The organism is Streptomyces adustus (assembly GCF_009377175.1).
Classification (GTDB): Bacteria; Actinomycetota; Actinomycetes; order Streptomycetales; family Streptomycetaceae; genus Streptomyces; species Streptomyces adustus.
In genome coordinates this window covers 1-11,918 of sequence record NZ_VJZD01000280.1, presented here as the reverse complement: position 1 = coordinate 11,918, position 11,918 = coordinate 1, and the positions used below count along the sequence as shown (strand labels likewise).

At 71.3% G+C, this 11,918-nt stretch carries 11 protein-coding genes; all 11 read left to right on the top strand.

Features of this window, described 5'->3' with window-relative positions:
* Window positions 1-494: MBL fold metallo-hydrolase (locus tag FNH09_RS39690; RefSeq protein ID WP_238427384.1), on the top strand; the 494-nt coding region annotated here is incomplete at its 5' end.
* A gap of 216 nt (window positions 495-710) precedes the next feature.
* The gene (locus tag FNH09_RS39685; protein ID WP_152894729.1) at window positions 711-1,421 is read left to right on the top strand and encodes a GntR family transcriptional regulator; all 711 of its coding nucleotides are present in this window, start codon (window positions 711-713) and stop codon (window positions 1,419-1,421) included.
* Window positions 1,418-2,329 (top strand): dihydrodipicolinate synthase family protein, encoded by a 912-nt coding sequence (locus FNH09_RS39680; protein ID WP_152894728.1) that lies wholly within the window; start codon window positions 1,418-1,420, stop codon window positions 2,327-2,329. The genes FNH09_RS39685 and FNH09_RS39680 overlap by 4 nt, the downstream gene beginning before the upstream one ends.
* A gap of 20 nt (window positions 2,330-2,349) precedes the next feature.
* Window positions 2,350-4,071, top strand: a complete 1,722-nt coding sequence (araD, locus tag FNH09_RS39675) for an L-arabinonate dehydratase (protein WP_162469790.1) — start codon at window positions 2,350-2,352, stop codon at window positions 4,069-4,071.
* Between the two features lie 98 nt (window positions 4,072-4,169).
* The gene (locus tag FNH09_RS39670) at window positions 4,170-5,105 is read left to right on the top strand and encodes a carbohydrate ABC transporter permease (RefSeq protein WP_152894727.1); all 936 of its coding nucleotides are present in this window, start codon (window positions 4,170-4,172) and stop codon (window positions 5,103-5,105) included.
* Complete coding sequence (locus tag FNH09_RS39665; RefSeq protein ID WP_162469789.1) at window positions 5,102-5,998, top strand: ABC transporter permease subunit; 897 nt, start codon at window positions 5,102-5,104, stop codon at window positions 5,996-5,998. Before FNH09_RS39670 ends, FNH09_RS39665 begins: the two co-directional genes overlap by 4 nt.
* On the top strand, window positions 5,995-7,194 hold the full coding sequence (locus tag FNH09_RS39660) for a Gfo/Idh/MocA family protein (RefSeq protein ID WP_152894726.1): 1,200 nt from the start codon (window positions 5,995-5,997) through the stop codon (window positions 7,192-7,194). Before FNH09_RS39665 ends, FNH09_RS39660 begins: the two co-directional genes overlap by 4 nt.
* On the top strand, window positions 7,191-8,057 hold the full coding sequence (locus FNH09_RS39655; protein ID WP_152894725.1) for a DUF6807 domain-containing protein: 867 nt from the start codon (window positions 7,191-7,193) through the stop codon (window positions 8,055-8,057). The genes FNH09_RS39660 and FNH09_RS39655 overlap by 4 nt, the downstream gene beginning before the upstream one ends.
* Before the next feature lie 183 nt (window positions 8,058-8,240).
* Window positions 8,241-9,578, top strand: coding sequence for an ABC transporter substrate-binding protein (locus FNH09_RS39650; protein WP_152894724.1), 1,338 nt, complete (start codon window positions 8,241-8,243; stop codon window positions 9,576-9,578).
* 116 nt (window positions 9,579-9,694) lie between these two features.
* Window positions 9,695-10,504, top strand: a complete 810-nt coding sequence (locus FNH09_RS39645) for a GDSL-type esterase/lipase family protein (protein ID WP_162469788.1) — start codon at window positions 9,695-9,697, stop codon at window positions 10,502-10,504.
* A 53-nt stretch (window positions 10,505-10,557) separates the two neighbouring features.
* Complete coding sequence (locus FNH09_RS39640) at window positions 10,558-11,841, top strand: pectate lyase family protein (protein WP_152894723.1); 1,284 nt, start codon at window positions 10,558-10,560, stop codon at window positions 11,839-11,841.
* The last annotated feature ends 77 nt before the right edge of the window (window positions 11,842-11,918 follow it).

Sequence of the window (11,918 nt, the reverse complement as noted above, 5' to 3'; positions counted from 1 at the left end):
CCCCGATCCCCGTGTACGCCCCGCGGGACTGCGCCCGGCGGCTCGCCGGCTTCTTCGGACAGCCCGACACCCGTTTCCTGAGCGGCATCCTCGACTTCAGGCCCCTGCACGACGGCCATGTCGCACAGCACTGGAACCTCCGCCTCACCACGCGCGCGGTGGTCCACGACGCCGAGGCGTACGGGTTGCGCGCCGAGTGCCAGGGCAGTGTCCTCGCGTACTCCGGGGACAGCGGCCCCTGTGAAGCGCTGACCGCGCTCGCCCGCCGCGCGGACGTGTTCCTCTGCGAGGCCGACATCGACCGCCATCGCGAAGGCGAACGTCAGGTGCACCTCACGCCGGAGGACGCGGCCCGGTCCGCGAGGGGCGCGCGGGAACTCCTGATCACCCACGTGGGACCCACGCTCACCCGGGAGGCGGCCGTGGCGCGCGCCGCCGCGGTCTTCGGCGGCCGGACCTCCGCCGCCCGCGAGGGCGAGACGCGCACCTTCTGAGCCGCCCGCGGTGACCGAGTCGCCCGCGACCTCCCCGAACTCGGTCACTGGGCAGACCTCTTGAGTCTCGGCAACCTCAACTTCCTTTGTCGGAAGCATTGACGAAACACAGGGCCCCTCCTACCTTCAACGCGTCGTACTTCGTACGTCATATATGAGACGCGATACGTGAGATCCCATACGCGGGATCCGATACGTGAGACCCGAGAGGCGCGCATGACCTCTGTGCCCACGCCGATTCCCTCCCGCACGCAGTTCGTGCTGGAGGGAATCAAACACCGCATCCTCACCGGACAGCTGACGCCAGGTCAGGCCCTGGTCGAGACCGAACTCGCCGCGCAGTTCGGGGTGTCCAAGACCCCGGTGCGCGAGGCGCTCAAGACGCTGGCCGGCACCGGGCTCGTCGTGATGAACCAGTACAAGGGCGTCACGGTGCGCATGGTGGACGCGGACATGGCGCGCGAGGTCTACGACGTCCGGCTGCTCCTGGAGCCCGAGGCGCTCAAGCGCGCGGTGCGGCGCGGCGCCTCCCTGGACGCCGCGCGCGACGCGCTGACCCGGGCCGACGGCGCCACGGACACCGCCGAACGCTCCCTGGCCAACCGGGAGTTCCACCGCGCCCTCTACCTGCCGTGCGGCAACCCGCTGCTCGGCCGGATGCTCGACGAGGTCCGCGACCAGGCCGCCCTGGTCTCCGCGGTCGCCTGGGCCGCCTCGCCCTCCTGGGAGCAGGAGGCCGGCGAGCACCGGGAGATCCTGCGGCTCGCGCTCGCGGGGGACGCGCAGGGCGCGGCGAGTGCCCTGCACGCCCATATCGCCTCCTTCGTGCGGCGCGCCTTCCCGCAGGCAGAGGTGGAGGCGGCGACCCGGCCGACGGCGGACGCAAGGACGGCGGCAGCAGCGGTGACAGAGGAAGGGCAGGCATGAGCGGCGTGGCGTTCGAGAGCCGGCGGAGGGCGCTGGCCGACGTGGTGGCGATCCCGGTGACCCCGTTCGCCGAGGACGGCTCCGTCGACCGGGCCGCCCACCGGGCCCTGCTGCGCCGTCTGGTCGACGGCGGGATCACCACCCTCACCCCCAACGGCAACACCGGCGAGTTCTACGCCCTCACCCCCGAAGAGAGACGCCTCGTAACGGAGTTGACGGTGAGTGAGGCGGGAGACCGGGCGACGATCCTCGTGGGGGTCGGGCACGACGTCCCCACCGCCGTCGCCTCCGCCCGGCACGCCCGGGAACTCGGCGCGCAGATGGTGATGGTCCACCAGCCCGTCCACCCCTACGTCGCCCAGCGCGGCTGGGTCGACTACCACCGTGCCATCGCCGAGGCCGTGCCCGAGCTGGGTGTCGTCCCGTACATCCGCAACGCGCAGCTGACCGGTGCCCGGCTGGCCGAGCTCGCCGACGCCTGCCCGAACGTCATCGGCGTCAAGTACGCCGTCCCGGACGCCGCCCGCTTCGCCGCCTTCGCCCGGGACGCCGGGCTGGAACGGTTCGTCTGGGTCGCCGGTCTCGCCGAGCCCTACGCCCCCTCGTACTTCTCGGCCGGAGCCACCGGCTTCACCTCCGGGCTGGTGAACGTCGCCCCCTCGGTCTCGCTGAACATGATCGAGGCGCTTCGCTCCGGCGACTACCCGGCCGCCATGAAGGTCTGGGAGCAGATCCGCCGCTTCGAGGAACTGCGCGCGGCCAACGGCTCCGCCGACAACGTCACCGTCGTCAAGGAGGCCCTCGCCTCGCTCGGCCTGTGCCGCCGCGAGGTCCGCCCGCCCAGCAGGGTCCTGCCGGAGCCGGCCCGGGCCGAGGTCGCCGCCATCGCGGCCGGGTGGTCCCTGTGAGGCCCGGGGACGAGCGCCCGGTGAAGCGCCCGGAGGAGCTCAGGAGCCACCAGTGGTACGGCACCGACGGACTGCGCTCCTTCAGTCACCGCGCCCGCACCCGCCAGCTCGGCTACCTCCCCGAGGAGCACCTGGGCAAGCCGGTCGTGGCGATCCTCAACACCTGGTCCGACATCAACCCCTGCCATGTGCATCTGCGGGAGCGCGCCCAGGCGGTGAAGCGGGGGGTGTGGCAGGCGGGCGGCTTCCCGCTGGAGTTCCCGGTCGCCACGCTGAGCGAGACCTTCCAGAAGCCGACCCCGATGCTCTACCGCAACCTGCTCGCGATGGAGACCGAGGAACTGCTGCGGTCGTACCCGGTGGACGGCGCCGTGCTGATGGGCGGCTGCGACAAGACCACGCCCGCCCTGCTGATGGGCGCGGCCTCGGTCGACCTGCCGACCGTCTTCGTGCCCGCCGGGCCCATGCTGCCCGGTCACTGGCGCAACGAGGTGCTCGGCTCCGGCACCGACATGTGGAAGTACTGGGACGACAAGCGGGCCGGCCTCATCGGCGACTGCGAGATGCTCGAACTGGAGAACGGGCTCGCGCGCTCGCCGGGGCACTGCATGACGATGGGGACGGCGTCCACGCTGACGGCGGCCGCGGAGGCGCTCGGGGTGACGGTCCCCGGGGCGTCGAGCATTCCCGCCGTCGACTCGGGGCACGAGCGGATGGCGGCCGCGTCCGGCATGCGGATCGTCGAACAGATCCACGCGGGCCGGACCCTCTCGGCGATCCTCACCCGCGAGGCCTTCGAGGACGCGGTCACCACCGTCCTGGGACTCGGCGGCTCCACCAACGCCGTCATCCATCTGATCGCCATGGCGGGCCGGGCCGGAGTCAGCCTCACCCTCGACGACTTCGACCGCATCGCCCGCACGGTCCCCGTCCTCGCCGACGTCCGCCCCGGCGGCCGGAAGTACCTGATGGAGGACTTCCACTTCGCCGGGGGCCTGCCGGGGTTCCTCTCCCGGATCCCGGACCTGCTGCACCTGGACCGGCCGACCGTCTCGTACGACACCCTGCGCGAGCAGCTCGCCGGTGCCCGGGTGCACGACGACGACGTCATCCGGCCGCGGGACAACCCGGTGGCGAGCGAGGGCGGGGTCGCCGTACTGCGCGGCAACCTCTGTCCGGACGGCGCCGTCATCAAGCACATCGCCGCCGAGCCCCACCTGCTCAAGCACACCGGGACCGCGGTCGTCTTCGACGACTACAGGACCATGCAGCGCACCGTCAACGACCCGGAGCTCGGCATCACCGCGGACAGCGTCCTGGTGCTGCGCAACGCCGGCCCCAAGGGCGGTCCCGGCATGCCGGAGTACGGGATGCTGCCGATCCCCGACCACCTGCTGAAGCAGGGGGTGCGGGACATGGTGCGGATCTCCGACGCCCGGATGAGCGGGACGAGTTACGGCGCGTGCGTCCTGCACGTGGCGCCGGAGTCGTACGTCGGCGGCCCGCTCGCCCTGGTCCGCACCGGCGACACGATCACCCTGGACGTCGAGGCGCGTGTCCTCCGACTCCAGGTGGAAGAGGCGGAGTTGGAACGGCGTCGGGCCGCCTGGACGCCGCCGCCCGTGCGTCACGAGCGCGGCTACGGCGCGCTCTACAGCGAGCAGATCACCCAGGCCGACACCGGCTGCGACTTCGAGTTCCTGGCCCGGCCCGGCCAGGTGCCCGACCCGTACGCGGGCTGAACGCGGCCCGCCCGGGCCTCCGCACGACCGTTTAGCAAGCGCTTCCTGTACCCGTGGTGCCCCGCACCTGACCCACCGCAAGCGAACGGAGAACAGTCATGGCCCAAGCCGCAGCCGTGGCGGAACCGCCCGCGCCACCCCGGCGGCGCCGTGCCTCCGCCACGCCCCGCAGGCTTCCGTACCTGCTGATCGCCCCGGCGGCGCTGCTGATGCTGGGCTTCATCGCCTACCCGGTCGTCAGCGTCTTCTACTACAGCCTCCAGAACTACAACCCCACCAAGCCGTGGCGGAACGGCTACGCGGGCCTCGACAACTTCGTCCACGCCTTCACCGACGACCCGCAGTTCTGGGACACGCTGACCTTCAGCGCCAAGTGGGTCGTCGTCGAGGTCGGACTGCAACTGCTGTGCGGTCTCGCGCTGGCGCTGATCGTCAACCAGACCTTCGTCGGCCGGGGCCTGGGCCGGGCCCTGGTCTTCTCCCCGTGGGCCGTCTCCGGCGTGCTGACCTCGGCGATCTGGGTGCTGCTCTACAACTCCCAGACGGGCATCACCCGTTACCTCGCCGACCTGGGCATCGGGGAGTACGGCACCAGCTGGCTCTCGGACACCTCCACCGTCTTCCCGGCGGCGGTCGTCGCCGACCTGTGGCGCGGGGTCCCCTTCTTCGCGATCCTCATCCTCGCCGACCTCCAGTCAGTCTCGAAGGACCTGTACGAGGCCGCCGAGGTCGACGGAGCGAGCCGGCTCAAGCAGTTCTGGCACATCACGCTGCCGCACCTGAAGGACGCGATCGTGCTGTCCACGCTGCTGCGCGCGGTCTGGGAGTTCAACAACGTCGACCTGCTCTACACCCTCACCGGTGGCGGCCCGGCCGGCGAGACCACGACGCTCCCGCTCTACATCGCCAACACCAGCGTCGACGCCCACAACTTCGGCTACGCGTCCGCGCTGACCACGGTCGCGTTCGTGATCCTGCTCTTCTGCTCGGTCGTCTACCTGCGGCTGAGCAAGTTCGGAGGCGAGAACAAGTGATCACCAAGGAGGCCGTCGCGGTCGCCCCCGCCCCCGAGCGGCCGGCACCCCGGGCCCCGCGCCCCGTCAAGCGCCGCCGGGCCTGGGACGAGGCCCCGCGCTGGCAGATATACCTCCCGCTCTCGGTCTATCTGCTCTTCACCCTGATCCCGTTCTACTGGATCCTGCTCTTCGCGCTGCGCCCGGCCGGATCGACCTCGCTGGCGCCCTGGCCGATGACCTTCGACCACTTCGAGAAGGTCTGGACGGAGCGGGCCTTCGGCACCTACTTCCAGAACAGCGTGCTCATCGGCGTGGCGACCCTGGTCCTGACCACCGTCGTCGCGCTGGCCGGCGGCTACGCGCTCGCCCGGTTCGACTTCAGGATCAAACGGGTCTTCATGCTGGCCCTGCTGTGCTCGCAGTTCGTCCCGGGCGCGCTGCTGCTGGTCCCGCTGTTCCAGGTGTTCGCCGAACTCCGGATGATCAACTCGCTGGGCAGTGTGATCCTCGCGGAGACGGTCTTCCAGCTTCCGCTGTCGATGATCCTGATCAGCGGCTTCATCCGTAACGTGCCCTACTCCCTGGAGGAGGCCGCCTGGGTCGACGGCTGCACCCGGCTCGCCTCCTTCCGGATCGTCGTACTGCCGCTGCTGCGGCCCGGGTTGATCGCCGTCGGCTCCTTCGCCTTCGTGCACGCCTGGAACCACTTCCTGTTCGCTCTGATGTTCCTGTCCGACCAGAGCAAGCAGACCATCCCGGTCGGCCTCAACACGCTGATGAGCGCGGACAGCGTCGACCTGGGCGCCCTGGCGGCCGGCGGCATCGTCGCGGCCGTGCCCGTGGTGATCGTGTTCGCCTTCATCCAGAAGTGGCTGATCACCGGCTTCAGCGCGGGGGCGGTGAAGGGATGAGCGTCCGCCGCGTCACCCCGGGCGCACCGGTGCCCGTTGTCCTCGCCGGGGCGCGCGGCCACGGCCGCTGGCACCTCGACAACATCCGCCGGCTCCAGGACGGGGGAGTCGTCCGGCTGGCCGGGATCTGCGAGCTGACCCCGCTGACCGAGGACGAGATTCCCGACGGCCTGGGCACGCCCGAGCAGTCCGGCGACCTCGGCGCGCTGCTGGACTCCACCGGCGCCCGGATCGCCGTGATCTGCACGCCCATCCCGACCCACACCGACCTCGCGCTGACGGCCGCCGAACGGGGTGTGCACCTGCTCCTGGAGAAGCCGCCGGCCCCGTCCCACGCCGAGTTCCGCCGGATGGCCGACGGGGTCGCGAAGGCCGGCGTCGCCTGCCAGATCGGTTTCCAGTCGCTGGGCTCGCACGCCCTGCCCGCCATCCGCGAACTGCTCGCGCAGGGGGCCGTCGGAGCGGTCGCCGGGATCGGAGGCGCCGGTGCCTGGTCACGCCCCGAGGCCTACTACCGGCGGGCGCCCTGGGCGGGCCGGCGGCGGCTGCACGGCGCCGACGTGATCGACGGCGTCCTCACCAATCCGCTGGCGCACGCCGTGGCCACCGCGCTGGCCCTGGGCGGCGCCACCCGCGCCGAGGACGTCACCGGCATCGAGACCGAGCTGCTGCGCGCGAACGACATCGAGTCCGACGACACCTCGTGCGTCCGCGTCACCACCGCGCAGGGCCGCCCGATCACCGTCGCCGCGACCCTGTGCGCCACGGAGCCGGACGAACCGTACGTCGTCGTGCACGGCAGCCGCGGCCGGATCACCTTCTGGTACAAGCAGGACCGGGTGCTGCTGCAACGCGCGGGCCACGGCCCGCAGGAGTACGAGTACGGCCGTACGGACCTGCTGGAGAACCTCGTCGGGCATCTCACCGACGGGACCGCGCTGCTCGTGCCGCCCGCCGCGACCGGCGCGTTCATGGAGGTCGTCGAGGAGATCCGGCTGGCCCCCGATCCGGCCCCGCTGCCCGAATCCGCCTGGCGCCGGCTGCCCGGCGAGGGCCGCCGGGTGGTGCCCGGCATCGAGGGGCTGGTAGCGGCCGCCGCCGACACCCTCGCCCTCTACTCCGAACTGGACGCCCCCTGGGCGCGCCCCCCGAAGCACCCGTACGCCCCCCACACGGACGAGGTGAGCACCCGATGACGCACCCGACGACGGCGACGACGGCGAAGGACTCACCGGTCCTGCGCGTCGCCGGCCGCCCGGTCGGCCGCTATGTGACCCGGCCCGAGCTGCCCGCCCGGCTCTCCCCACGCCCGTATCTGCACCCCGTCACCACCCTGGCGGGCACGGCGGTCACCGAGCTGGGCCCCGCCGACCACCTCCACCACCTCGGCGTCGGTGTCGCCGTTCCCGACGTCGAGGGGCACAACTTCTGGGGCGGGCGCACCTACGTCCGTGACCGGGGCCCGACCGAACTCGACAACCACGGCGCCCAGCGGCACCTGGCCTTCCAGCTCCACGACCCCGACGGGTTCGTGGAGGAGCTGCGCTGGGTGGCCGCAGGAGCCGAGCTGCTGCGCGAGCGACGTACCGTCGCGGCGGCCCCGCTCACCGGGACCGCCTGGGCGCTGGACTTCACCTTCTCCCTCACCAACGTCACCCCGGGGCCGCTCTCGATCGGCAGCCCCGCCACCAACGGCCGCCCCGGCGCGGCCTACGGCGGCTACTTCTGGCGCGCCCGCAAGGAGGCCCGCGCGCCGGACGCCTTCACCGCCGACGCCGAGGGCGAGGACGCCGTCCACGGCACCCGCGCCGACTGGCTCGCGCTGGCCGGCTCCACCTGGACGCTGGTCTTCGCCGGCGCCACCGACGCCACCCGCCGGGACCCCTGGTTCGTCCGGGCCGCCGAGTACCCGGGCGTCGGCTCGTCCCTGGCGGCCGCCGAGCGGCTGACGGTCGAGCCCGGCGGGACCGTCGTACGCCGGATCGTCACCGTGGTCGCCGACGGCCGCCTGGACCGGGAGACGGCCGGCGCGCTCGCCCGCAAGGCGGTCGGCCGGTGACCAGGGAGGAACGCGGCCACGCTCGCACGGTCCGGACCGGTCCGCCGTAACCCCGTCCGGCCGTCCGCACGCACACCGGTGGGGAGCCGCGACGACATATCCGTCGAGCAAGCGCTTGCCCCGCCTGTCGACCCCCCACAACTTCACATCTCCGTTGGGATCCGGAAGAAGAGAGCCGACCACATGAAGAGCAGCATCCGCAGAAGCAGACGGGCCGGCCTGGCCGTCGCCCTGGGCTCCGTGCTCGCGCTGACCGCCACCGCCTGCGGCGACGACGGCAGCGGCGCCGCGGGGGACAAGGGCAACGAGGGTTCCGGCAAGGGCGAGATCACTTTCTGGGACAACAACGGCGGTGTCCGTACCGACATCTGGAAGGAGATCATCGCCGACTTCGAGAAGAAGTACCCGGACATCAAGGTCAACTACGTCGGGATCCCCGCCGCGAGCGCCCAGTCCAAGTACGACACCGCCATCCAGGGCGGCGGCCTGCCCGACGTCGGCGGCGTGGGCACCGCGGTGCTGGCCGAGGTCGCAGTCCAGGGGGCGCTGGAGCCGCTGGACAGCCGCCTGGGGAAGAGCCCGCTGAACGGCAAGCTCAGCCAGAACCTGCTCGACGTCAGCAAGTCGGCCGGCGGCGGGGACACGCTGTACCAGATACCGACCTCCGCCAACAACGGCACGCTGTGGTACCGGACGGACCTGTTCACGGCGGCCGGGCTCGACGCCCCGACCACGTGGTCGAAGTTCTACGAGGCCGCGGACAAGCTGACCGACAAGGGCAAGAACAAGTTCGGGTTCACCATCCGCGGCGGTGAGGGGTCCATCGCGCCCGCCCTGGACGCGGTGTACGGCCAGACCGGCATCACCTCGTTCTGGAACGGCGACAAGACCACCGTCAACGACCCGAAGAACGTGGCGGCCCTGGACAAGTACGTCGCGCTGTACAAGAAGGACACACCGTCCGCCGACGTCAACAACGACTTCACCAAGATGGTCGCCCAGTGGGACAGCGGCACGATCGGCATGCTGAGCCACAACCTGGGCTCCTACCAGGACCATCTGAAGGCGCTGGGCGCGGGCAAATTCAGGGGCATCCCGAACCCGACGGCGGACGACGGCACCCGGGTGCAGATCTCCAACCCGGTCGACGGGCTGAGCCTGTTCAAGTCCAGCAAGAACAAGGCGGCCGCCTGGAAGTTCATCGAGTTCGCGGTCTCGGCGGCGGAGAACTCCAAGTACAACAAGTCGGCGGGGCAGGTGCCGGCGAACACCGACGCCGCGAAGGACGCGTGGGTCCAGAACGCCGAACCGACGAAGCTGGCAGCCGAGGCGCTGAACGGAGCCGGCACGAAGATCGTGCAGATGCCGTACTACCTGCCCGACTGGAACACCATCTCCAAGGCGGACAACGAGCCGAACTTCCAGAAGGTGCTGCTCGGGAAGATGACCGCGAAGCAATTCCTGGACACGCTCGCCGAGCAGCTCAACGCGGCGCAGGCCGACTGGAAGAAGAACCACTGAGCGCTCGGCTCGGGTGGTTCCCGGTCCTGGGCGGACCGTGCGGCCGGTCAGGCCGGCCGCACGGTCCCCCGCGCCCCCGGACAGACCTCCTTACCCCCTGTTCGAAAGGCACCGCAGTGTCTCTCACGCGTAGACAGGTCACCGCGGCGGCCGTCGCCGCCGTCCCGCTCGCCCTCGCGGCGAACGGCACCGCCCGCGCCGCGGGCCCCCGTCCCCGCACCCTCTACCTCGCGGGCGACTCCACCGCCGCCCAGAAGTACGCCGACGCCGCGCCCGAGACCGGCTGGGGCATGGCACTGCCCTTCTTCCTGCGCCGGCACCCGACGGTCGCCAACCACGCGGTGAACGGGCGCAGTTCGAAGAGCTTCGTGGACGAGGGGCGGCTCGACGTCATCCTCGCCGCGATCCGGCCCGGCGACATCCTGCTGATCCAGTTCGCGCACAACGACGAGAAGACCACCGACCCCGCCCGGTACACCGAGCCGTGGACGACGTACCAGGACTACCTGCGGCTGTACGTCGACGGGGCCCGCGCCCGGGGTGCGCGGCCCGTGCTGGCCACTCCGGTGGAGCGGCGCAGGTTCGACGCGGACGGCAACGCCGTGCCGACCCATGGCGACTACCCGGCGGCGATGCGCGCGCTCGCCGACGAGGAGTGCGTGGCGCTGCTCGACATCGAGGCCCTGTCGCTGGCGCTGTGGCAGGAGCTCGGGGTCGAGGCGACGAAGACGTACTTCAACTGGACCGACACCGAGCAGGACAACACGCACTTCAACCCGCCGGGCGCGATCGCGGTGGCCCGGCTCGTCGCGCGTGAGCTGCTGCGGACGCGGGTGCTCGCGCCGCGTGACGTGGTCCGGCTGCACGACGACATCCCCACGTCCTGGATCACCTGGCCCGAGGCGACCGACGCCTCGGCCGTGTAACCGAGGAGACCCGCACAGTGCGTACACAGATATGTCATGGACGCGTCATAAGAATGCTGGCGCTCGCCGGCTGCACGGCCCTGGTGCTGTCCGTCACCGGGACCGCCGCCGCGGGGGAGAACCGCCACGACGCCGCGCGCCAGGCGCTCCCCGCGAACGACGGCTGGGGCTCCTACGGCACCGGCACCACCGGCGGCGCCGCCGCCGACGCCGCCCATGTCTACACCGTCACCACCTGGGCCGGATTCAAGGCGGCCCTCGCCGACGGCGGCAGCGCTCCGAAGATCATCAAGGTGAAGGGGACCGTCGACGCCGTCGCCGAGGGCTGCGACTCCTTCGCCGCGCCCGGCTACGACTTCGACGCCTACCTCGCGAAGTACGCGCCCGAGACCTGGGGCCTGGACACCGACCTGAGCGCCGAACCCGACGACAGCCCCGAGGGCCTGCGCCGGACCTCCGCCGCCGCGCAGGACACCGCCATCAAGGCGAACATCCCCGCCAACACCACCATCATCGGCATCGGGAAGAACGCCGGCTTCAAGGGCGCCAGCCTCCAGATCAAGGGCGTCGACAACGTCATCGTGCGCAACCTCGCCTTCGAGAGCCCCATCGACTGCTTCCCGCAGTGGGACCCCACCGACGGCGCCACCGGCAACTGGAACTCCGAGTACGACACCGCCGTCGTCTACGGCTCCACCCATGTCTGGCTGGACCACAACACCTTCACCGACGGCAGCCACCCCGACAGCGCGGCCCCGGTCTACTTCGGGATGCTCTACCAGCAGCACGACGGCGAGCTGGACATCGTCCGGGGCGCCGACTACGTCACCGCCTCCTGGAACCGCTTCACCGAGCACGACAAGACCATCCTGATCGGCAACAGCGACAGCGAGTCGACCGCGGTCGGCGACCGCGGGCACCTGAAGGTCACCTTCCACCACAACCTGTTCTCGGGACTGGTGGAGCGCGCGCCCCGGGTCCGCTTCGGGCAGGTCGACTCCTACAACAACCACTTCGTGGCGGAGACGGGCTACAACTACAGCTTCGGCATCGGCAAGGAGTCGCAACTCGTCGCCGAGCACAACGCGTTCACCCTGCCGGACGGGATCAGCGCGGCGAAGATCCTGAAGAGATGGACCGTGTCGCCGCTCACCGCCGACGACAACTACGTCAACGGCACGCTCACCGACCTGATCGCCGTCCACAACGCGGAGATCCCGGCGGAGACCCTGGAGTCCGGTGCCGGCTGGACGCCCGCCCTGCGCACCGGGATCGACCCGGCGAAGGCCGTCCCCCGGATCGTCGACTGCGGCGCGGGCGTCGGCCGCCTGCGCTGACGTCCCCGCCCCGGCGGGCCGGGGCACCCCACGCCCCGGCCCGTCCCTCGGGACCGGCTCCGCCGCCTCTCCGTACG